18 protein-coding genes and 1 pseudogene are annotated in these 21,908 nt (G+C 72.4%); 15 read left to right on the forward strand and 4 right to left on the reverse strand.

Features of this window, described 5'->3' with window-relative positions:
• Positions 1 to 153 precede the first annotated feature (153 nt).
• Positions 154 to 1,197 (forward strand): zinc-dependent alcohol dehydrogenase family protein, encoded by a 1,044-nt coding sequence (locus AB0I06_RS29360; protein ID WP_363121852.1) that lies wholly within the window; start codon positions 154 to 156, stop codon positions 1,195 to 1,197.
• A 58-nt stretch (positions 1,198 to 1,255) separates the two neighbouring features.
• Here the strand turns inward: AB0I06_RS29360 and AB0I06_RS29365 are convergent, their stop codons facing one another.
• Positions 1,256 to 1,456: a MerR family transcriptional regulator gene (locus AB0I06_RS29365; RefSeq protein WP_234847426.1), complete on the reverse strand. Its 201-nt coding sequence runs from the start codon at positions 1,454 to 1,456 to the stop codon at positions 1,256 to 1,258.
• A 362-nt stretch (positions 1,457 to 1,818) separates the two neighbouring features.
• Between AB0I06_RS29365 and iolC the strand changes: the two genes are divergently transcribed.
• From iolC to AB0I06_RS29415, 10 genes and pseudogenes are all read left to right on the forward strand, one after another.
• Positions 1,819 to 2,769: a 5-dehydro-2-deoxygluconokinase gene (iolC, locus tag AB0I06_RS29370; RefSeq protein WP_363121853.1), complete on the forward strand. Its 951-nt coding sequence runs from the start codon at positions 1,819 to 1,821 to the stop codon at positions 2,767 to 2,769.
• Positions 2,766 to 3,647 carry a deoxyribose-phosphate aldolase gene (locus AB0I06_RS29375; RefSeq protein WP_363121854.1) on the forward strand — a complete coding sequence of 294 codons (882 nt, stop codon included), beginning with the start codon at positions 2,766 to 2,768 and terminating at the stop codon, positions 3,645 to 3,647. Before iolC ends, AB0I06_RS29375 begins: the two co-directional genes overlap by 4 nt.
• 10 nt (positions 3,648 to 3,657) lie before the next feature.
• Positions 3,658 to 3,948: pseudogene (locus tag AB0I06_RS29380) on the forward strand (5-deoxy-glucuronate isomerase); the annotation flags it as partial.
• A 74-nt stretch (positions 3,949 to 4,022) separates the two neighbouring features.
• A complete protein-coding gene (iolD, locus tag AB0I06_RS29385) occupies positions 4,023 to 5,909 on the forward strand; it encodes a 3D-(3,5/4)-trihydroxycyclohexane-1,2-dione acylhydrolase (decyclizing) (RefSeq protein ID WP_363121855.1) in 1,887 nt (628 codons plus the stop codon).
• A gap of 14 nt (positions 5,910 to 5,923) precedes the next feature.
• A complete protein-coding gene (mmsA, locus tag AB0I06_RS29390; protein WP_363121856.1) occupies positions 5,924 to 7,426 on the forward strand; it encodes a CoA-acylating methylmalonate-semialdehyde dehydrogenase in 1,503 nt (500 codons plus the stop codon).
• A 192-nt stretch (positions 7,427 to 7,618) separates the two neighbouring features.
• Positions 7,619 to 9,022 carry an APC family permease gene (locus AB0I06_RS29395; RefSeq protein ID WP_363121857.1) on the forward strand — a complete coding sequence of 468 codons (1,404 nt, stop codon included), beginning with the start codon at positions 7,619 to 7,621 and terminating at the stop codon, positions 9,020 to 9,022.
• Between the two features lie 177 nt (positions 9,023 to 9,199).
• A complete protein-coding gene (locus AB0I06_RS29400) occupies positions 9,200 to 11,857 on the forward strand; it encodes a CocE/NonD family hydrolase (protein ID WP_363121858.1) in 2,658 nt (885 codons plus the stop codon).
• Positions 11,854 to 12,720 (forward strand): ABC transporter permease, encoded by an 867-nt coding sequence (locus tag AB0I06_RS29405; RefSeq protein WP_363121859.1) that lies wholly within the window; start codon positions 11,854 to 11,856, stop codon positions 12,718 to 12,720. The genes AB0I06_RS29400 and AB0I06_RS29405 overlap by 4 nt, the downstream gene beginning before the upstream one ends.
• Before the next feature lie 224 nt (positions 12,721 to 12,944).
• A complete protein-coding gene (locus tag AB0I06_RS29410) occupies positions 12,945 to 14,444 on the forward strand; it encodes a von Willebrand factor type A domain-containing protein (RefSeq protein WP_363121860.1) in 1,500 nt (499 codons plus the stop codon).
• 96 nt (positions 14,445 to 14,540) lie between these two features.
• Positions 14,541 to 16,466, forward strand: coding sequence for an AMP-dependent synthetase/ligase (locus tag AB0I06_RS29415; protein ID WP_363121861.1), 1,926 nt, complete (start codon positions 14,541 to 14,543; stop codon positions 16,464 to 16,466).
• Between the two features lie 63 nt (positions 16,467 to 16,529).
• Here the strand turns inward: AB0I06_RS29415 and AB0I06_RS29420 are convergent, their stop codons facing one another.
• Positions 16,530 to 16,925, reverse strand: a complete 396-nt coding sequence (locus AB0I06_RS29420; RefSeq protein ID WP_363121862.1) for a rodlin — start codon at positions 16,923 to 16,925, stop codon at positions 16,530 to 16,532.
• A 244-nt stretch (positions 16,926 to 17,169) separates the two neighbouring features.
• Here AB0I06_RS29420 and AB0I06_RS29425 point away from each other — a divergent pair, with 244 nt between their 5' ends.
• The 3 genes from AB0I06_RS29425 (at position 17,170) to AB0I06_RS29435 (ending at position 18,899) form a co-directional block, all read left to right on the forward strand.
• Positions 17,170 to 17,565 carry a rodlin gene (locus tag AB0I06_RS29425; protein ID WP_363121863.1) on the forward strand — a complete coding sequence of 132 codons (396 nt, stop codon included), beginning with the start codon at positions 17,170 to 17,172 and terminating at the stop codon, positions 17,563 to 17,565.
• Between the two features lie 189 nt (positions 17,566 to 17,754).
• The gene (locus AB0I06_RS29430) at positions 17,755 to 17,982 is read left to right on the forward strand and encodes a chaplin (protein ID WP_363121883.1); all 228 of its coding nucleotides are present in this window, start codon (positions 17,755 to 17,757) and stop codon (positions 17,980 to 17,982) included.
• A 107-nt stretch (positions 17,983 to 18,089) separates the two neighbouring features.
• Positions 18,090 to 18,899, forward strand: a complete 810-nt coding sequence (locus AB0I06_RS29435; protein WP_363121864.1) for a chaplin — start codon at positions 18,090 to 18,092, stop codon at positions 18,897 to 18,899.
• A 50-nt stretch (positions 18,900 to 18,949) separates the two neighbouring features.
• Here the strand turns inward: AB0I06_RS29435 and AB0I06_RS29440 are convergent, their stop codons facing one another.
• Together AB0I06_RS29440 and AB0I06_RS29445 are read right to left on the reverse strand one after the other, a co-directional pair.
• The gene (locus tag AB0I06_RS29440; protein WP_363121865.1) at positions 18,950 to 19,159 is read right to left on the reverse strand and encodes a hypothetical protein; all 210 of its coding nucleotides are present in this window, start codon (positions 19,157 to 19,159) and stop codon (positions 18,950 to 18,952) included.
• A gap of 40 nt (positions 19,160 to 19,199) precedes the next feature.
• Entirely contained in the window at positions 19,200 to 20,408 is a 1,209-nt protein-coding gene (locus AB0I06_RS29445; protein ID WP_363121866.1) for an ATP-grasp domain-containing protein, read from the reverse strand.
• 127 nt (positions 20,409 to 20,535) lie between these two features.
• Here AB0I06_RS29445 and AB0I06_RS29450 point away from each other — a divergent pair, with 127 nt between their 5' ends.
• Positions 20,536 to 21,894, forward strand: coding sequence for a glycosyl hydrolase (locus AB0I06_RS29450; protein ID WP_363121867.1), 1,359 nt, complete (start codon positions 20,536 to 20,538; stop codon positions 21,892 to 21,894).
• Positions 21,895 to 21,908 lie beyond the last annotated feature (14 nt).

Below are 21,908 nucleotides of genomic sequence, written 5' to 3' on the forward strand. Positions count from 1 at the left end.
CGGCGCTCGGGTCGGCACGCCCTGCGGCGCACGCTAGCGTTCCCCCAGGTGTACGCCGGGCAGGCCCCAACGCGCCGGAACGCGCCGGGGGTGCACGCACGCTCCGCGCTCACCGGAGCCCGGGCGCGACACGACCGAGAGGCGGGTGGACCCATGCGGGCCGTGGTGTTCGAGCGGTACGGGGAGACGGCCGAGGTGCGGGACGTCCCCGGCCCGGAGCCCGCCGAGCACGGGGTGGTCGTGCGGGTCGAGGCCACGGGCCTGTGCCGCAGCGACTGGCACGGCTGGCAGGGCCACGACCCGGACATCACGCTGCCGCACGTGCCCGGGCACGAACTGGCCGGGGTCGTCGAGGCCGTCGGGGCCCGGGTGACCGGATGGCGGCCGGGCGACCGGGTCACCGTGCCGTTCGTCTGCGCGTGCGGCGGCTGCCCGGCCTGCGCGGCGGGCGACCATCAGGTCTGCGAGCGTCAGACCCAGCCCGGCTTCACCCACTGGGGCTCCTTCGCCCAGTACGTGGCGCTGGACCACGCCGACGTCAACCTCGTGGCGCTGCCCGGGGAGCTGTCCTTCGCGACGGCGGCCTCACTCGGCTGCCGGTTCGCCACCGCGTACCGGGCGGTGGTGCAGCGCGGCCGGGTCGCGGCGGGGGAGTGGGTGGCGGTGCACGGCTGCGGCGGGGCCGGGCTCTCGGCCGTGATGATCGCGGCCGCGTCGGGCGCCCGGGTCGTGGCGGTCGACGTGTCGCCCGCGGCCCTCGACCTCGCGCGACGGTTCGGCGCGGCGCGGTGCGTCGACGCGACGGGCGGGGCGGACACCGCGGCGGCGGTCCGCGAGCTGACCGGCGGCGGCGCCCACCTCTCCCTCGACGCCCTCGGCTCGCCCGGCACCTGTGCCGCCTCCGTGAACGGCCTGCGCCGCCGCGGCCGGCACGTCCAGATCGGGCTGCTGCCCTCACCGGCCGGCACGACCCCCGTGCCGATGGCCCGGGCGATCGCCCTGGAGCTCGAACTCCTCGGCAGTCACGGCATGGCCGCGCACGGCTACCCGCCGATGCTGGAGCTGGTCCGCAGCGGTGTCCTGCGCCCCGACCTGCTGGTGACGTCCACGATCACGCTGGACGAGGTCCCGTCCGCGCTGGCGGCGATGGGGACGGCGCCGGGAGCGGGAGTGACGGTCGCCGAGCCGTGGAGCTGAGGCGCCCGGCCGTGCCCCGCGCGAGGGCGGGGCACCGGACCGGCGCGGGGCGGCGGGGTCAGTCCGCTCTTCGGCCGCGGTTGCCGGGCCGGGAGGCGACCCAGGCCCGGACCGTGTCGGCGTACCAGTAGGGCTTGCCGCCCTCGACATGGTCGGGCGGGGGCAGCAGCCCGTGCTTGCGGTAGGACCGGACGGTGTCCGGCTGCACCCTGATGTGTGCCGCGATCTCCTTGTAGGACCAGAGCCTTCGGTCGGTCATGACGTGCACCTCCCCGCGCGCACCGCGGCGGCGGCCGTGGACGGCCGTCCGGGGGAGCCGGGCGCTGCGCTGGCGATCAACAAGCCTGTGCCCGGTCAACGACACCCCCCGGGACGGGGCAGGGCCTGTGCGCCGGGTGTGACGGAAGACCCGCGTACGCGCGACATGTGTGACGAGAGGGAGGCGTTTGTGACACAGCCGGGGCAAAGCGCCGCGCCCGGCCGTCGGCGGGGCGCCTTGACTCGGAGGGGAGGCGGGAAAGCGCTGTCCTCAATCTCGTCCGAATGTCCGGACAAAACATTGACAGGGCCTTCCCGAGGGGGCTACAAAGCCGGGGAGAGCCGAGCACCGAGGGGACACCGATGCCGTACGACCTGATCACCATGGGGCGGATCGGAGTGGATCTGTATCCGCTCCAGACCGGCGTCCCGTTGCCGCAGGTCACCTCCTTCGGCAAGTTCCTCGGCGGTTCGGCGAGCAACGTCGCGGTCGCCGCGGCCCGACTGGGACGGCGCACCGCGGTGATCACCCGTACCGGCGACGACCCCTTCGGCGTCTACCTCCACCAGGCCCTGAGGGACTTCGGCGTCGACGACCGCTGGGTCACCCCGGTCCCCGGCCTGCCCACCCCGGTCACCTTCTGCGAGGTCTTCCCGCCGGACGACTTCCCGCTGTACTTCTACCGGCAGCCCAAGGCCCCCGACCTGGAGATCGACGCCCACGACCTCGACCTGGACGCCGTCCGCGACGCCCGCGTCTTCTGGGTCACGGGCACCGGCCTGAGCGAGGAGCCCAGCCGCACGGCGACCCTCGCCGCCCTCGCCCACCGCGGCAAGGCCGGCACCACGGTCTTCGACCTCGACTGGCGCCCCATGTTCTGGAAGGACCCGGACGCGGCCCGCCCCTTCTACACCGAGGCCCTGCGCCACACCACCGTCGCCGTCGGCAACCTCGACGAGGTGGAGGTCGCCACCGGCGTGCGCGAGCCCCACGCCGCCGCCCGCGCCCTCCTGGACGCCGGTGTCGAGCTGGCCGTCGTCAAGCAGGGCCCCAAGGGCGTCCTCGCGGTGAACAGGGCCGGCGAGAGCGCCGAGGTCCCGCCGCTGCCGGTGGACGTCCTCAACGGCCTCGGGGCCGGCGACGCCTTCGGCGGCTGCCTCGTCCACGGTCTGCTGGCCGGCTGGGACCTGGAGAAGACCATGCGGCACGCCAACGCCGCCGGTGCCATCGTCGCCTCCCGTCTGGAGTGCTCCTCCGCGATGCCCACCCCGGACGAGATCGAGGCGGCCGTCACCGCGGGGGCCGTCCAGTGACCGTCGACGTCGCGGAACTCGTCCGCCTGCGCAGCCACCGCCCGGAGGCGATCGCCGAGGCCGCCGCCCGCCGCCCCCGCCGGCCGCTGCTGAACGACACCGGCCGCCTGATGATCGTCGCCGCCGACCACCCGGCCCGGGGCGCCCTCGGTGTCGGCGGCCGCGCCATGGCCATGGCCAACCGCGCCGACCTCCTCGAACGCCTCTGCCTGGCCCTGTCCCGCCCGGGCGTCGACGGAGTCCTCGCCACCGCCGACATCCTCGACGACCTGCTGCTGCTCGGCGCCCTCGACGGCAAGGTCGTCCTGGGTTCCATGAACCGCGGCGGCCTCCAGGGCGCGCGCTTCGAACTCGACGACCGCTTCACCGGCCACCGTCCCGAGGACATCGAGCGCCTGGGCTTCGACGCGGGCAAGCTGCTGCTGCGCATCGACTACGACGACCCGGGCTCCCTGACCACCCTGGAGTCGACCGCCCGGGCCGTCGACGCCATGGCCGCCCGCAGACTCCCCGTCTTCGTCGAGCCGTTCCTCAGCCGCCGCGACGGGACGGGCCGGCTGCGCAACGACCTCTCCGCCGAGGCCGTCACCAAGTCGATCGCCATCGCCTCCGGCCTCGGCGGCACGTCCGCCTACACCTGGCTGAAGGTGCCGGTCACCGACAACCCCGACGACATGGCCGAGGTCATGGCGGCCTCCACGCTGCCCGCCGTGCTGCTCGGCGGCGAGGTGGGCGACGATCAGGACGAGGCCTACGAGAAGTGGCGCGGCGCCCTCCAACTGCCCACCGTGTGCGGGCTGGTCGTGGGACGTTCGCTGCTGTACCCGGCGGACGGCGACGTGGCCGCCGCCGTGGACACCGCCGTCGGACTGCTGTGAGGGCCGTGGCATGACCGGTGAGCTGTACGTCCCCGCGGGCACCACCGCCGACGCGAACCACGTCCCGGACATCGCCCCCGAGCGGGCCGGCCGGACGCCCAGCAGCCTGCGCGAGAAGTTCCCCCTCCCGGGAGGACGGAGCGTGCGCGGGTCGGTCACCGACCTCGCGCACACGCCCGTCGACGCCCGGGCCCAGATCGCCTCCGGCGCGGGAGGCCGCTTTGCTTTGGCAGGAGCGAAGTGCGAGCGACAACTCCCCGCCCGCTACGGCCCCGCGCCGGAGGTCCCCGTCGGCGAACGCCCTCGCGTGAGGGCGCGGCCGGCGTTCTCACGGTTGTCCGTTCCTCAGACGCCGCTTCCCACGGAGGGGTACCGATGACCGCGCAGACGACCAGGCTGACGGTGGCCCAGGCCCTCGTCCGCTTCCTCGCCGCCCAGTACACCGAACGCGACGGCCTGCGGCAGCGGCTCATCGGAGCCACCTGGGGCATCTTCGGCCACGGCAACGTCGCCGGCATCGGCCAGGCACTCCTGGAGCACAGCGCGCGGATGCCCTACCACCAGGGCCGCAACGAGCAGGCCATGGTGCACGCGGCGGTGGGCTACGCCCGCCAGTCCAACCGCCTCTCCACGCACGCCGTCACGACCTCCATCGGCCCCGGCGCCACCAACCTCGTCACCGGCGCCGCCCTCGCGACCGTCAACCACCTGCCGGTGCTGCTCCTGCCGGGTGACATCTTCGCCGGCCGCCCCGCCGACCCGGTCCTCCAGCAGCTCGAAGTGCCGTACGCGGGCGATGTGTCGGTCAACGACTGCCTGCGCCCGGTGTCGAGGTACTTCGACCGGATCACCCGGCCCGAGGCCCTGATCCCCTCCGCGCTGAACGCGATGCGGGTGCTCACCGACCCCGTCGAGACCGGCGCCGTCACCCTCGCCCTGCCCCAGGACGTGCAGGCCGAGGCGTACGACTGGCCGGAGGAGTTCTTCGCCGAGCGCGTGTGGACCGTACGGCGTCCCGGGGCCGATCCGACGGAAGTGGCCGCGGCCGTGCGGGCGATCCGGGCGGCGAAGCGGCCGCTGGTCGTCGCGGGCGGCGGTGTCCACCACAGCCGGGCGGAGCGGGCACTCGCCGAGTTCGCCGAGACCACCGGCATCCCCGTCGCCTCCACCCAGGCCGGCAAGGGCTCCCTGTGCCACGACCACCCCCAGGACGTCGGCGGCATCGGCCACACCGGCACGGCCACCGCGGACGAACTGGCCCGCACCGCCGACCTGGTGATCGGCGTCGGCACCCGCTACACCGACTTCACCACCGCCTCCGGCACGCTCTTCTCGAACCCCGGGGTCCGGTTCCTCAACCTCAACATCGCGCCCTTCGACGGCCACAAGCTCGCCGGGCAGCCGCTGATCGCGGACGCCCGCAGCGGTCTTGAGGAGCTGACCGAGAGGCTGGAGATGCACAGCCACCGGGTCACGCCGTCGTACGTCACCGAGTACACCGAGGACAAGGAGCGCTGGGAGCAGCGCGTCGACGCCTGCTACGAGGTGGACGAGCCCGACATCCGCCCGACCCAGCCGCAGATCCTCGGCGCCCTCGACGAGATCGTCGACGCGTCGGACATCCTCATCAACGCCGCCGGTTCCCTCCCCGGCGACCTGCACAAACTGTGGCGGACCCGGTCACGGGACCAGTACCACCTCGAGTACGGCTACTCCTGCATGGGCTACGAGATCCCGGCCGCCATCGGCGTGAAGCTGGCCGCCCCGGACCGGCCGGTGTGGGCGCTGGTCGGCGACGGCACCTATCTGATGATGCCGACGGAGATCGTGACGGCCGTGCAGGAGGGCGTCGCGATCAAGGTCCTGATCATCCAGAACCACGGCTACGCCTCCATCGGCGGCCTGTCCGAGTCGGTCGGCGGCGAGCGGTTCGGCACCGCCTACCGCTACCCGTCCGAGGACGGCTCGTACACCGGGCCGCCGCTGCCCGTGGACCTCGCGGCCAACGCGGCCAGCCTCGGCATGCGCGTGCTGCGCGCCAAGAGCGTGCGGGACCTGCGGGAGGCCCTCGCCGAGGCCCGGGCGGCCGACACTCCCACATGTGTCTACGTCGAGACCCGAACGGCAGACACAGTGTCGGGCGCGCCTCCGGCGCAGGCCTGGTGGGATGTACCCGTGGCCGAGACCGCGACACGGCCGTCCGCGGTCAAGGCACGTGAGCTGTACGAACGGCACGTCTCCACCCGACGCCGCCATCTGTGAAGGAGTTCCCGGCCATGACGAAGATCGTCAACCACTGGATCGGCGGCAAGACCGTCGAAGGCGCCTCGGGCACGCACGGGCCGGTGACCAACCCGGCGACCGGCGAGGTGACGACGAAGGTCGCGTTCGCCTCGGTCGAGGAGGTGGACGCGGCGGTCGCCGCCGCCAAGGAGGCCTACCTGACCTGGGGCCAGTCCTCGCTGGCCCAGCGCACCTCGATCCTGTTCACGTTCCGCGCGCTGCTGGACGCCAACCGGGACGCCATCGCCGAGCTGATCACCGCCGAGCACGGCAAGGTCCACTCCGACGCCCTCGGCGAGGTCGCGCGCGGCCTGGAGATCGTCGACCTGGCCTGCGGCATCAGCGTGCAGCTGAAGGGCGAGCTGTCCACGCAGGTCGCCAGCCGCGTCGACGTGTCCTCGATCCGCCAGCCGCTCGGTGTCGTCGCGGGCATCACCCCGTTCAACTTCCCGGCGATGGTGCCGATGTGGATGTTCCCCCTCGCCATCGCGTGCGGCAACACCTTCGTGCTGAAGCCGTCCGAGAAGGACCCGTCGGCGTCCCTCAAGATCGCCGAGCTGCTCGCCGAGGCGGGTCTGCCCGACGGCGTCTTCAACGTCGTCCACGGCGACAAGGTGGCTGTCGACCGCCTCCTGGAGCACCCGGACGTCAAGGCCGTCTCGTTCGTCGGCTCCACCCCGATCGCCCGCTACATCCACACCACCGCCTCCGCCAACGGCAAGCGTGTCCAGGCCCTCGGCGGCGCCAAGAACCACATGCTGGTGCTGCCGGACGCCGACCTGGACGCGGCGGCCGACGCCGCCGTCTCGGCCGCCTACGGCTCCGCCGGTGAGCGCTGCATGGCCATCTCCGCCGTCGTCGCCGTCGGCGCGATCGGCGACGAACTCGTGGAGAAGATCCGCGAGCGCGCCGAGAAGATCAAGATCGGCCCGGGCGACGACCCGGCCTCCGAGATGGGCCCGCTCATCACCAAGGTCCACCGCGACAAGGTGGCGTCCTACGTCGAGGGCGCGGCGGCCGAGGGCTGCGAGGTGGTCCTGGACGGCACCGGGTACACGGTCGACGGCTTCGAGGACGGCCACTGGATCGGCATCTCGCTGCTGGACAAGGTGCCCACGTCCGCCAAGGCGTACCAGGACGAGATCTTCGGCCCGGTCCTGTGCGTGCTGCGCGCGGAGACCTACGAGGAGGCCCTGGACCTGATCAACGCCTCGCCGTTCGGCAACGGCACCGCGATCTTCACCCGGGACGGCGGCGCGGCCCGCCGCTTCCAGCTGGAGGTCGAGGCCGGCATGGTCGGCGTGAACGTCCCGATCCCGGTCCCCGTCGGCTACCACTCCTTCGGCGGCTGGAAGGACTCGCTCTTCGGCGACCACCACATCTACGGCAACGACGGCACGCACTTCTACACGCGCGGCAAGGTCGTCACCACCCGCTGGCCCGACCCGGCCGACGCCCCGGCGGGCGTGGACCTGGGCTTCCCGCGCAACCACTGAGGTTTTTTCTCCGGGGGCGCCTGCGGTAACCGCAGGCGCCCCCGTCCCTTTCCCCGCCCACCACTTGTGCTCAAAAGGGCAGTCGGAGCGCTTCTCTGCTGCGGATTTCGTAGGCAAACACCCATTGACGTGTTGCTTTTCGTCGGTGTTCGATGCTCGGCACGTTCACCGCCGAGCCGAGGGAACCGCCGCATGACCGATACGCTCCGCCCCGTCGAGACCGCCGTCGCGCAGGCGCCGGAGAGTCGTCCCGGGAAGCTCAAGCGCTCCATCGGAGTGGTCGGCGGCACCCTCCTGACCCTTTCCTGCGTGACCCCCGCCTCCACCCTCTTCGTGGTGGTCCCCGACCTGTTCGGCTCACTCGGCACCGCCACCGCCCTCACCATCGCCATCGGCTCGCTGCTCTGCGTCGCCGTCGCGTTCTGCTACTCGGAGCTGGGCACCCTCATCCCCAGCGCCGGCGGCGAGTACGCCATGGTCTCGACGATGGCCGGGCGGCTCGCGGGCTGGCTGGTGTTCGTCCTCTCCCTGCTGGTGGTGATGATCGTCCCGCCGGTCATCGCCATGGGCACGGCCGACTACCTCGCCCCGCTCGTGCACCTCGACCCGTCCTGGACCGGCGCCTCGGTCATGCTCCTCGCGACCCTGGCCGGGCTGCTCGACCTGCGCGCCAACGCCTGGATCACGGGCGTCTTCCTGGTCCTGGAGGTCATCGCCGCGGCCGTGGTGGCGGTCCTGGGCTTCGCCCACGCCGAGCGCGGCGCAGGCAGCCTGGTCTCGATGCAGGTGGCGGGCCCCAGCGGCGCCCCGGACGCCGTCACCGCCCTCCTGGTGGTCTCCGGCCTGGCCATCGCCCTGTTCGTCACCCAGGGCTTCTCCACCGCCGTCTACCTCTCCGAGGAACTGGAGAACCCCCGCCGCTCGGTGGCCCGCACGGTCCTCGCCACACTGGCCATCTCCACCGTGATCATCCTCGTCCCGGTCGCGGCCATCACCCTGGGCGCCCCGGACCTCGCCGCCCTGACCGGCGGGGACATCTCCGCCATGGTCACCGCCTGGTCCAACTCCGCCGTCGGCACGTTCGTCAGCCTCTGCGTGGCCCTGGCGATCATCAACGCGGGCATCGTCATGGTCATCCAGAACTCCCGCGTGCTGTTCGCCTCGTCCCGCGACAAGGCCTGGCCCGAGCCCGTCAACGCCCTCTTCTCCCGCCTCGGCCGCTTCGGCTCGCCCTGGGTCTCCACGCTCGCGGTGGGCATCCCCGGCGCGGCCCTGTGCTTCGTGAACCTCGACACCCTCTACGGCGTCACCGGCGTCTCGGTGACGGGCATGTACCTGCTGGTCGCGATCGCCGCGCTGCTGTCCCGGCGCGGAGCCCACCGGCACACCCAGGCCTGGCGCATGCCGCTGTGGCCCGCGGCCCCGCTCCTCCTGATCGTGGTCCTGCTCTACATCCTGATCCAGCAGGACCCGGCGTACCTGCTGTGGACGGGCGGCATCACAGCGGCAGCGACCCTGTACTGGGCCCTCTACCTCCGCCCGCGCAGGGAAACACGCTGGCTGGTCTCGGTACCGGAGGACGAACAGGCCCTTTAGGGGCGCGGGGAACTGCGCGACCAGCCACCACGCACCCGGCAACGCACAGCCCTCGCCGAGCTCGAAGCCGTACACCACCCGCAGTACGCCGCAGACTCCGTGTACACCCCTGGAAGGCGCCGCACTTCGGTCTCCGGTCGACAACTCATCGACAGGTTCACCCCGTACCGTTGACGCATGGATCTTCGACTGCCCGGACTCCGCGGGCTGACCCGGCGACCCCGGCGCCTCATGGCCGCCGGGGCCGCTGTCGTCGTGCTCGCCGGAGCGGGCACATGGACCGCCGTCGCGGACGACGACGCACCCCCGGTCCACCGCGAAGACCGGACCCTGCCCACCGGCGACGGCATCCGCGTCGACACCTCGTTCTTCACCTCCGAAGGAGACGGCCGCCGCCCCGCCGTCCTGCTCGGACACGGCTTCGGCGGCACCAAGAACGACGTACGACAGCAGGCCGAGAGCCTCGCCCGGGACGGCTACGCGGTCCTGACCTGGTCGGCCCGCGGCTTCGGCACGTCGAACGGAAAGATCGGGCTGAACGACCCCAAGGGCGAGGTCGCCGACGTCTCGAAGCTCATCGACTGGCTGGCGAAGCAGCCCCAGGTCGAGCTCGACCGCAAGGGCGATCCCCGCGTCGGCATGGCCGGCGGCTCCTACGGCGGCGCCATCGCCCTGCTCACCGCCGGGCACGACAAGCGCGTGGATGCCATCGCCCCGGCGATCACCTACTGGAACCTCGCCGACGCCCTCTTCCCGAACGGCGTGTTCAAGAAGCTCTGGGCCGGCATCTTCGTCAACTCCGGCGGCGGCTGCGAGAAGTTCGAACCCGCGCTCTGCCGCATGTACGAGCGGGTCGCCGAGTCGGGCAAGCCGGACGCGCGGGCGCGCGAGCTGCTGGAGGAGCGTTCGCCGTCCGCGGTCGGCGAGAACATCAAGGTGCCGACCCTGCTGATGCAGGGCCAGTCCGACTCCCTCTTCCCGCTCGGCCAGGCCGACCAGGCAGCCAGGACGATCCGCGCCAACGGCGCCCCCGTCGACGTCGACTGGATCGCCGGCGGCCACGACGGCGGCGACATGGAGACCGGCCGCGTCCAGGCCCGCGTGAAGAACTGGTTCGACCGCTACCTCAAGGACGACAAGGGCGCCGGCACCGGCCCCGCCTTCCGCGTCACCCGCACCCTCGGCACGGGGTCCGGCGACGGCGAACCCCGCCTGACCGCAGTGACCTCGGACCGCTACCCGGGCCTCGAGGCCAAGCAGCGCTCCCTCGCCCTGGCCGGCCGCGAGCAGAGCTTCGACAACCCGCCCGGCGCCAGCCCGCCCGGTGTCTCCGCCCTGCCCGGCCTCGGCGGCGCCGGCGGTCTCGGCCAGCTGTCCACCCTCGGCATCGGCGTCTCCCTCGACTTCCCCGGCCAGTACGCCGCGTTCGAGTCGGCGCCGCAGCGCGAGGACCTCCAGATCACCGGCTCGCCCACGGTGACCGTCCATGTGAAGTCCACCAGCGACGACGCCGTGCTCTTCGCCAAGCTCTACGACGTCGGCCCGGGCGGCGGCACCCGGCAGGTGCTGCCCTCCCAGCTCGTGACGCCCCTCAGGGTCGAGGGCGCCAAGGCAGGCAAGGACGTCCGCATCACGCTCCCGGCGATCGACCACGAGATCGACGACGGGCACCGGCTGCGCCTGGTCCTCGCCTCCACGGACCTCGGCTACGCCTCCCCGACGGCCCCGGCGACGTACACCGTCTCCCTCAAGGGCGACCTGAACGTCCCCTCCGCGCTCGGGCAGCGCGACGACGGGGCCGGGCTGCCCGCGTGGGTGTGGTGGCTGCCGCTCGCCGGTGCCGCCGTCGCCCTGGCACTGCTCCTCACCGGCCGTCGCCGCACGGCCGCCCCCGCCCCGCCGGACCCCGCGCTGACCGAGGTCCCCCTTCAGATCACCGACCTGACCAAGCGCTACGCCAAGGCGTCGGACCGGTACGCCGTCAAGGACCTCTCCTTCCGCGTGGAACAGGGCCAGGTCCTCGGCCTGCTCGGCCCCAACGGCGCCGGGAAGACGACCACCCTGCGCATGCTGATGGGTCTGATCAGGCCCGACGGCGGCGAGATCCGCGTCTTCGGCCACGCCATCGGCCCCGGCGCACCGGTCCTGTCCCGGGTCGGCGCCTTCGTCGAGGGCGCGGGCTTCCTGCCGCACCTGTCCGGCCGCGAGAACCTGGAGCTGTACTGGCGCGCCACCGGCCGCCCGCCCGAGGACGCGCACCTGGAGGAGGCCCTGGAGATCGCGGGCCTGGGCGACGCCCTCGCCCGCGCGGTGCGCACCTACTCCCAGGGCATGCGCCAGCGCCTGGCCATCGCCCAGGCCATGCTCGGCCTGCCGGACCTGCTCATCCTCGACGAGCCCACCAACGGCCTGGACCCGCCCCAGATCCGCGAGATGCGCGAGGTGATGATCCGCTACGCCGCCGCCGGACGCACGGTCATCGTCTCCAGCCACCTCCTCGCGGAGGTCGAGCAGACCTGCACCCACCTGGTCGTGATGGACCACGGCCGGCTCGTCCAGGCGGGCCCGGTCGCGGACATCGTCGGCTCGGGCGACACCCTCCTCGTGGGCACGGCCGCGCCCGTGGACGAACCCGTCCTGGAGAAGGTCACCGCCCTGCCCGGCGTCGCCTCCGCCGTGCGCGCCGATGAGGGCCTCCTCGTGCGGCTCGACGCCGACGGCACCCCGCAGCGCCTGGTCGCCGACCTCGTGCGGCTGGACGTGGCGGTCACGTCGGTCGGCCCGCACCGCCGCCTGGAGGACGCCTTCCTCACCCTGATCGGAGCCGAAGCATGAGCACGCTCGCCGAGCCGCCCGCCGAGGTCGCCGACGGCTACCGCGCGGGCCGCACCCTGCCCTTGCGCGTCGAGCTGGTCCGCCAGCTCAAGCGGCGCCGCACGCAGGTCATGGCCGGCGTCCTGGTCGCCCTGCCGGTCATCCTGCTCATCGCCTTCCAGGTCGGCGGCGACCCGGGCGGCAACAACAACCGCATCAACCTCATGGACACGGCCACCGCGTCCGGGGCCAACTTCGCCGCGGTCAACCTCTTCTCCGCGGCCGGCTTCCTGCTCGTCATCCCCGTCGCCCTGTTCTGCGGCGACACCGTCGCCTCGGAGGCGAGCTGGTCCTCCCTGCGCTACCTGCTCGCGGCCCCCGTGCCCCGGGCCCGGCTGCTGTGGTCCAAGCTCGTCGTCGGACTGACCCTGAGCCTGGCCGCGATGGTCCTGCTCCCGGTCGTCGCCCTCGCCGTCGGCACGGCCGCCTACGGCTGGGGCCCGCTCGAACTGCCCACCGGCGGCAGCCTGTCCACCGGCACGGCGGCCCAGCGGCTGCTGATCGTCGTTGCCTACATCATGGTGTCCCAACTGGTCACCGCCGCCCTGGCGTTCTGGCTGTCCACCCGCACGGACGCCCCGCTCGGCGCGGTCGGCGGCGCGGTGTTCCTCACCATCATCGGCAGCGTCCTCGACGAGGTGACGGCCCTCGGCGACTGGCGCCACTTCCTGCCCGCGCACTGGCAGTACGCCTGGCTCGACGCCGTCCGGCCGCGGCTGGAGTGGACGGACATGATCCAGGGCACCTCGATCTCCGTGACCTACGCGCTGGTGCTGTTCGCCCTGGCCTTCCGCGGTTTCGCCCGCAAGGACGTCGTCTCCTAGGGCCTGTCGTTTGGATCAGGTCGGCCGGGAGTGACTGCGCCCCGCGACGCCGGCATGATCCAAACGACAGGCCCTAGGTCAACGGAGGGTCACCTCCCGGTCTCGAAGGCCGGTCCCGTGGCCGCTTCGAGACGCATCCGCAACGCCCCGTACCGCACGTTGTGGCCCCCCGCGCCGTCACAGTCGCAAGAAGCCGACGCCGACGGACGCGGAGGGTACGGACGATGGAGCGGTTCCGGACACGAACAGCGCTGCTCGCGCTCATGGCGGCGAGCGGCCTGCTGCTCGGCGCGTGCGGCGGGGGCGCCGACACCGGCGAGAGCAGCAAGGCAGCCGACCGCCACGGCTACGACGGGGGCCGCCACGCACCCGCCGACAGCCAGGAAGCCGACGAGCGGGACGACCGCCGGGAGGATGCCGGCCACCTCTCCACCTTCGCCCTCGACGTCGACACCGCCTCCTACGACTACGCCCGCCGCGCCCTCGCCGACGGCCGGCTGCCCGACCCCTCGACGGTCCGCCCCGAGGAGTTCGTCAACAGCTTCCGCCAGGACTACGAACGTCCCGGCGGCGACGGCTTCTCGGTCACCGTCGACGGCGCCCGCACCGGCGAGGAGGACTGGTCGCTGGTCCGCGTCGGCCTCGCCACCCGCACCGCCGGGCACAACGGCGAACGCCCGCCCGCAGCCCTCACTTTCGTCATCGACGTCTCCGGCTCGATGGCCGAACCGGGCCGCCTGGACCTCGCCCGGGAATCCCTCACGGTGATGACGGACCGGCTGCGCGACGACGACTCGATCGCGCTGGTCACCTTCAGCGACGAGGCCGAGACCGTCCTGCCCATGACCCGGCTGGGCGGCAACCGCGACGAGATCCGGGACGCCGTCGACGACCTGGACGTACAGGACTCCACCAACCTCGGCGCGGGCGTCGAGACCGGCTACGGGACGGCCGTCGAAGGCCTGCGCGTGGGCGCCACCAACCGGGTCGTCCTCATCTCCGACGCCCTGGCCAACACCGGCGACACCGACGCGGAGACGATCCTGGAGCGGATCGCCGGTGAACGCCGCGAGCACGGCATCACCCTCTTCGGCGTCGGCGTCGGCAGCGACTACGGCGACGCCCTGATGGAGCAGCTGGCCGACAAGGGCGACGGCCACACCGCCTACGTGTCCGACTCCCGCGAGGCCCGCAAGGTCTTCTCCGAGCAGCTCCCGCGCCATGTCGACCTCACCGCCCGCGACGCCAAGGCCCAGGTCGCCTTCGACCCCGAGACCGTCGAGGAGTTCCGTCTCGTCGGCTACGACAACCGCCGGGTCGACGACGAGGACTTCCGCGACGACCGCGTCGACGGCGGCGAGGTCGGTCCGGGCCACACCGTCACCGCTCTCTACGCCGTGCGCACCAGGGCAGGCGCCCGGGGGCATCTCGCCACCGCCACGGTCCGCTGGCTCGACCCCCGCACCCGCGCCCCGCACGAGGAGACCGGCGACCTGGAGGCCGACGCCCTCGGCGACTCGGTCTGGAGCACCGGCCGCGGCCTGCGGACCACTGCCACGGCCGCCTACTTCGCCGACGCCCTCGGCCACCACGAGCCGTCCCTGCCCGACGCCCCGGGGCTGCACGAACTCGCCGAGCTTGCCCACGATTTGGCGGACCGCACGGAGAGCGAGGAGCTGCGCACGCTCGCCGAGGCGATCGACGCCGCGAAGCGCCTGACGTGACCCCGGCCCATTGACCTATGCTTACTTCTGAGTAAGTTGACTCTGGAGTAAGTAAGTACGGCAGCACGTCAGCCTCATCCGCGACCGGGAGCCGTCATGGGCGTACGCAAGGATCTGCAACGGGCGAAACAGCGCACCGGCCTGGCGATCCGCACGAAGGCCGAGACCGTCAGGGACGAGCGGGGCGTCGTCCGCGAGGCCCGCGTGGCTCCCCTCGCACCCCGCCCGGCGACCGGCAGCATCGCCGACATCCCGTACACCAACGCGGCCGAGGCCCCCGACGCCGTGGTCCTGCGCCGCGAACGGCACGGCGCCTGGCAGCCCGTCACGGCGGCGGCCTTCGCCCGCGAGGTCACCGCCGTGGCCAAGGGCCTGATCGCGGCCGGCCTCGAACCGGGCGGCCGCGTGGCGGTGATGTCCCGCACCCGCTACGAGTGGACGGTCCTGGACTTCGCGATCTGGTCCGCAGGCGGCCAGACCGTCCCGGTCTACGCCACCTCCTCCGCCGACCAGGTGGAGTGGATCGTCCGCGACTCGGGCGCCCGGTACGTCGTCACGGAGACCGCGGAGAACGCCGGCACGGTCCTGACCGGCACGGCCGGCCACCCCGAACCCCCGCGCGTCTGGCAGCTCGACTGCGGCGCCCTCGACGATCTCACCGCCCTGGGCCGCGACCTCACCGACGAGGAGGTCACCAAGCGCCGCACCGCGCTGACCCCCGACACGACGGCGACCCTGTGCTACACCTCCGGCACCACCGGCCGCCCCAAGGGCTGCGTCCTCACCCACGCCAACCTGCACGCCGAGGCCGGCAACACGGTCGAGCTGCTGCACCCCCTGTTCAAGGAGGTCACCGGCGAGACCGCCTCGACGCTCCTCTTCCTCCCGCTCGCCCACATCCTCGGCCGCACCCTCCAGATCGCCTGCCTGATGGCCCGGATCGAGATCGGCCACTTCCCGAGCATCAAACCCGGTGAACTGCGCCCGGCCCTTCGGGCGTTCCGGCCGACCTTCCTGGTCGGGGTGCCGTACCTCTTCGAGAAGATCCACGACACCGGCCGCGCCACCGCCGAGAAGCTGGGCCGCGGCGCCTCCTTCGAGCGCGCCCACCGCATCGCCGTCCGCTTCGGCGCGGCCCACATGGACCGGTTCCTGGGCAGGGGCAAGGGCCCCGGCCCCGCCCTGCGCGCCGCGCACGCGCTGTACGACCTGCTGGTCTACCGCCGCATCCGCAAGGAACTGGGCGGCCGCATGCGCTACGCCATCAGCGGCGGCAGCCCCCTCGACCGCGACCTCAACCTCTTCTTCTACGCGGCCGGCATCCTGATCTACGAGGGCTACGGCCTCACCGAGACGACCGCCGCCGCCACCATCGTCCCGCCCCTGGCCCCCCGCCCCGGCACGGTCGGCCTGCCGGTCCCCGGCACCACCGTCCGCATCGCCGACGACGGCGAGGTCCTCATCAAGGGCGGCATCGTCTTCGGCGCCTACTGGAACAACCCGGAGGCGACCGGGGAGGTCCTGGACGACGGCTGGTTCGCCACCGGCGACCTGGGCTCACTCGACGAGGACGGGTACCTCACCATCACCGGCCGCAAGAAGGACATCCTCGTCACCACCGGCGGCAAGAACGTCTCCCCGGCCGTCCTGGAGGACCGGCTGCGCAGCCGCCCGCCGGTCGGCCAGTGCCTCGTCGTCGGCGACAACCGCCCCTATGTCGCCGCCCTGATCACCCTCGACCCCGAGGCCCTCGCCCACTGGCTCGCGGTCCGCGAACTCCCCGCCGACACCCCGCTGTCCGAGCTCGTGCACGACGAACGCCTGCGCGCCTACGTCCAGAAGGCCGTGGACCACGCCAACGAGGCCGTCTCGCGCGCCGAGTCGATCCGCGCCTTCACCCTCGTCGAGGGCGAGTTCACCGAGGAGAACGGGCTGCTGACCCCGTCCCTGAAGGTCAAGCGCCAGGCGGCGAGGGCCGCGTACGCGGACGCCGTCGAAGCGCTGTACGCGGCCAGGGGCTGAACACCACGAGGGCGGGCCGCCGGGCAACCGCCCGGCGACCCGCCCCCTTTCGGCGCGGGTGCGTCAGCCGCCGTTCGCCGACAGGACCGACACGTCCTCCAGCAGGTGCGCCAGCGCACCGTCGCGCTTGGCGTTGGTGGAGTTCTCCGCACACTGCTGCTGCTGGTGGTCCGACAGGATCGGGATGTCCTGGATCGGGATACCGATGAGCGCGCCGACCCCGATGGGCAGGTCGTTCACGGCGATGCACGGCTTGTTGAAGGAGCCCTGGATCAGCGCCATCTGCGGGCTCATGTTGCCGTACGTCGAGGAGTTGCCGAAGCTCTGCATGGCCCCGTTGCCGTTCACGGCCGTGGGCCCGCTGTCGTCGCCGGCAGCCAGGGCCTGCGGTGCCGCGGCGGCGGAGGCTCCCATGACGGAAGCGGCGATCGCCGCGGTGGCAATAACCTTCTTGATCACTGACCAGTCCTTTCTGAGGAAACCCCGTCCTCCGGAGCGCTCTGGTCAACTGCCCGGACGGTGCATGGTTTCTCCTCATCACTCTGTCAGCCCATGCCAGGACAGTTTGTGTGTTCTTCGTTCCCGGTGATTATCAGGGCTTTTCGGCGCTGCGGGCCAACCGGGTGAACACCCGCAACCATTCATCCGGAGCCCGGTTGATGAGGCCGTAGGACATGCGTCGCTACGAGGAAAGGAACGCGAAGTGCTCAAGAAGGCAATGGTCGCCGCGGCAGCCGCCGCTTCTGTCATCGGAATGTCGGTGGCGGCTGCTCCCCAGGCTCTTGCCGTCGGGGACGACTCGGGACCGTCTGTCGCCAACGGCAACGGCGCCTCGTCGTCGTTCGGCAACTCGGCGACCAAGGGCGACATGAGCCCCCAGCTCTCGCTGGTCGACGGTACGCTCAACAAGCCCTGTCTCGCCGTTCAGGACCTCGACGTCGGCGTTGCGCTTCTCATCGGCGTGGTGGTCCAGGACATCCCGGTCCTGTCGGACCACGTCCAGCAGCAGTGCGCGGACAACTCCACGAACACCAAGCGGGACGGTGCGCTCAACCACATCCTGGAGGACCTGTCGGTCCTGTCGGCGAACGGCGACTGAGCCGTACTGTACGCAGCCCGGGCGGCCCGCTGAATTCTCGGCGGGCCGCCCGGCCGTACCTTGTCCAGTTTTCGTGGGGCAATCGAGTGAATTACCCCGCCCTCTACGTTGTTCAGTTTCTTCAACTGTCAATTCCTCGTTTGCAGGCTGCAGGTCATGGTGGGCATGACCGCAGAGAAGGGAAAGTTCATGAAGAAGAGCGCTGCCGTCTTCGCCGGCGCGATCATGGCTCTGGGCATGGCCAGCCCGGCCATCGCCGACGCCGGTGCCAAGGGTGCCGCTGTCGGTTCCCCGGGTGTCCTCTCGGGCAACGTGGTCCAGATTCCCGTGCACATCCCGATCAACGTGTGCGGCAACACCGTGGACATCATCGCCGCCCTGAACCCGGCGTTCGGCAACGAGTGCGAGAACGACTGACGCGGTAACGCGCACGCGGCGTCCGCTGCGACTTGGCCGGCCCCGGGACAACGGCGTTCGTTCCGGGGCCGGCTTTTCCCACTTCCACGAGCAGGAGGACTACGAGATTGCGACAGACCCTGAGCAGGGGAATGGTCGCGGCCGCGGCTGCGACGGGCATCCTGTCCCTGTGCGGCGGCGCCGCTCTCGCCGACACGTCGGCCGACGGAGTCGCGAAGGACTCACCGGGCGCCGTGTCCGGCAACACCGTCCAGGCCCCGATCGAGGTACCGGTCAACGCCTGCGGCAACACCGTCGACGTGGTCGCCGGACTCAACCCGGCCTTCGGCAACTCCTGCGCCAACGCGGCGGACACGCACGACGGTCACGGTGACGGGCGGCACGGAGGCGGACGGCACGACTCCTCCGGCGGGTCCGGACACGGCGACGACGAGTTCCGCGGGGGTGGCGGAGACCGGCCCCATGGAAACGACGCGGGCCGCTCCCACGGTGACGACGAGGACGGGTCCCACGGTGACGACGGGGAGGCCTCCCACGACGACGGTGGGGGATACGGCCACGACGACGGCGGCTACGGGGAGGACGACGGCGGCTACGGCTACGGCGACACCCCTGCGACCAAGCCCCCGCACACACCCCCGACCCAGCCCCCGCACACGCCCCCGACGAGCCCCCCGCACACCCCGCCGACCGAGCCCCCGCACACGCCTCCGCCGGGCGGCCACCAGTCGACTCCTCCGCAGACACCCCCGGGCGATCACCACACGCCCCCGCCGCCCCCCGGCGGTCAGGAGCAGCCGCCCAGTCTCCCCGAGACCGGTGCCGAGGCCCTGCTCGGCGCCGCGGCCACCAGCGCCGCGATGATCGTGGGCGGCGTCGTGCTCTACCGGCGGGGCCGGGCCGCCTCCCACCGCTGACACAGCGGGTGCCGGACGCAAGCGCCCGGCACCCGTGAAAGCCTGTGCGATCAGCACTGGTCCGGGAAGAAGAACCCGAGCAGCGGGATGCCCAGCAGGGTCAGGCCCAGGCTGTCGTGCTCGTTGCACTCCCGGGATTTCGACTGGTCGCTGCCCTCGGAGAAGAGGTCGGCGTCGGCGGCCGTCGCGGTGCCGCCGAGGACGGCGACACTCAGGGCCAGGCTGGAAAGCACCGTGGCGGTGCGCTTCATGTGAGTCATGAGAACAAAGTAGACATTTATTTAGAAAAGGCGCGTATTTTTATCGGTCCAGCCGGGTGAACCGGCCCGGAGCGACCGGCCGCAGACGGTCGATCACACGGCCGGCGGCATGCCGGCTCCACAGCTGCCACATCGCCCGCCCGGGCGCCCGGTCGTCCGGCGCGTGCCAGGCCAGCTCACGGCCCGCCGGCGCCGGACGCAGCGCGCTGAGCGGCGCGTAGTTCTCCACCACGAACGCCCGCCCCGGCCGCGGCGCCCCCTCCGGCAACGGACGGTGCGTCAGGTCCAGGTGCAGGGCCCGCACGACGTCCAGGCCCGCGGTGTCGGTGAACAGCCGGAACTGGGCCCCGGGACGCGGGTTGAAGTCGAGCAGGTGGTAGCGGCCCGTCGTCCCGCAGCGCCGGAAGTCCAGGTCGAAAATGCCGCGGTAGCCCAGCGCCCCGGTGATCCGCTCGGCGAGCGCCCGCACCTGCGGATTGGCCGTCCAGCGGCCGACCGACGTCAGCCCCGCCCCGCGCGGCCGGGCGCGCTGCTTGCTGCCGGTGCCGCCGCCCCGCACGAGCCCGGAGCGGTCGGCGTACCCGTGGAAGAACCAGTCGCGGTCCGGGCCCGGCGGCAGGAACGCCTGGAGCAGCAGCCGGCTGCCCGCCTCCCCGCTGCGCGCGTACAGCTCACGCGCCTGCCGTGCGGAGCGCACCAGCACGGTGCTGCGCAGCCCGCTGTCCGCCGGCACCAGCCACGGCCTGCTCCACTTCGCCACCGCCGGCAGCCCCAGCTTCGAGACGGCCGCGACCGCCTGGACCGCGCTGTCCGGGACGAGCGTCTGCGGGTGCGCCATGTCCAGCGAGGCGCACACACCGGCCAGTTCCGCCTTGTCGGCGACGCGTTCGGGCAGCGCGCCGGGCGTGACGGGCAGCAGGAACAGAGGCGCCAGTTCCTCACGCATCCGGCCCACCGCGACGGCGCCCGCGTCGTCCATCGGGATCAGGACGGCCGGACGCCCGACCCGGGCGGCGACCCGGCGCAGCACCCGCCCGACCTCCTCCGGGGACGAGCCGGGCGGCGGCGGAGCGTGCAGCGCGCGCACGAAACGGGAACGCCGTACGGGGCTTCCCGCGCAGTCGGCGACCACGTGCACCTCCACGCCCGCCCTGCCGAGCGAGCGCACGGCTCCGAGCGTTCCGTGGTGAAAGGGGTTGCGGTCGATCCGCAGCACAACCGCGGGGACGCGAATGTCGAGCATGGACACGGGCCTTTCCTTCGAACTGGGTCACCGGTGCGGGGGAGCGGACCACTCGAAAGCCTCAGCGACGGTGGCGTGAATGCGTTTCATATGACTGGGTGTCAGTAAGCGGAGACGAACGAAAGGGGCGGCCATGGCCACACAGCAGCGACGCGCACGGTCCCGGCGGCTGGCATGCGTCACGGCGGCGCTCGCCGCCACGGCGGTGCTGACGTCCGGTCACACGGTCGCCGCGGGCGCGGGGGCGGCACGGTCCGCCGACCCGCCCCCACCGGCCCCCGCGGCGACACCGGCCGCGCCCGCCGTCCCGGCCGCCTCGCCCGCGCCGGCCACCACCACGACCCCGGGCACGGCCTCCGCCGCACCCTCGGCCTCCGCCGCGCCCTCGGCCTCCGCCACCGCAGCCGCACCGGCCGGGCACGTCCCGGCCTTCGGGGCCTACCTCGACTACGGTCCTCGCGGTGTGGCCCGGATGGCCCAGCTCAGCACCTGGCTCGGCGGTGCCGAGCTGCGCGTCGGGCACACCTACCTGCCGGGCGACCGCTGGAGCAACATCGAAGGCCTGCCGGGCTTCCTCGACGTATGGGCGAACTGGCGCCGCGAGCGGTCCGACCGGCTGCTCGTCCTCAACGTGCCCATGATGGAGCGCAACGAGGAGGGCGTGTCCGACGGGGAGGTGCGCCGGCTGCTGCGGCAGGCCGCGCAGGGCCGGTTCGACCACCACTTCCGCAGGCTCGCCGAGCGGCTGGTCGAGCTGGGCGTGCCGGACACGGTCCTGGTGCTCGGCTGGGAGATGAACGGCATCACCTACACCCACCGCTGCGGACCGGACCCTGAGGCCTGGAAGCAGTACTGGAACAGGATCGTCACCACCATGCGCGCGGTGCCGGGCCAGAAGTTCCGGTTCGACTTCACCCCGAGCCGGGGCCGGGACGCCGTTCCCTGGACGCAGTGCTACCCGGGGGACGACACGGTCGACATCATCGGCATGGACGCCTACGACCAGCCGCGCGGAATGTCGTTCGACGAACAGGTGAAGGAACCCTACGGACTCCAGCAGCACGTCGAGTTCGCGAAGGCCCACGGCAAGGCCATCTCCTTCCCGGAGTGGGGGCTCTTCCGCAACGGCGACAACGCCGAGTACATGAAGCGCATGCTCGCGTGGATGGACGAGCACAAACCGCTGTACCAGACGCTGACGGACTACTGCCCGCACGGCGTGTGGCAGTGCGACGACAACCCGCGCGCCTCCCAGATCTACCGGTCGTTCCTCTTCGGCCGCGACGACCCGGACCCCGCCCCCTCGACCCCGGCCCCCTCGACCCCGGCCCCCACCCCGCCCTCGGTGCCCACCCCCACCCCGCAGCCGAGCACACCCTCCGCCCCCGGGACTCCGGCGAACTGCTCGCCGCTGTCGCTCGGCGACTGGGTCGAGTACTGGATCGGCGGGAAGCTGTGCCTGCGCCTCGACTGGTGGTCGCGGACGACGTAGCCGGGGACCAGGCG

The organism is Streptomyces sp. NPDC050674, from assembly GCF_040654575.1.
Lineage (GTDB): Bacteria > Actinomycetota > Actinomycetes > Streptomycetales > Streptomycetaceae > Streptomyces.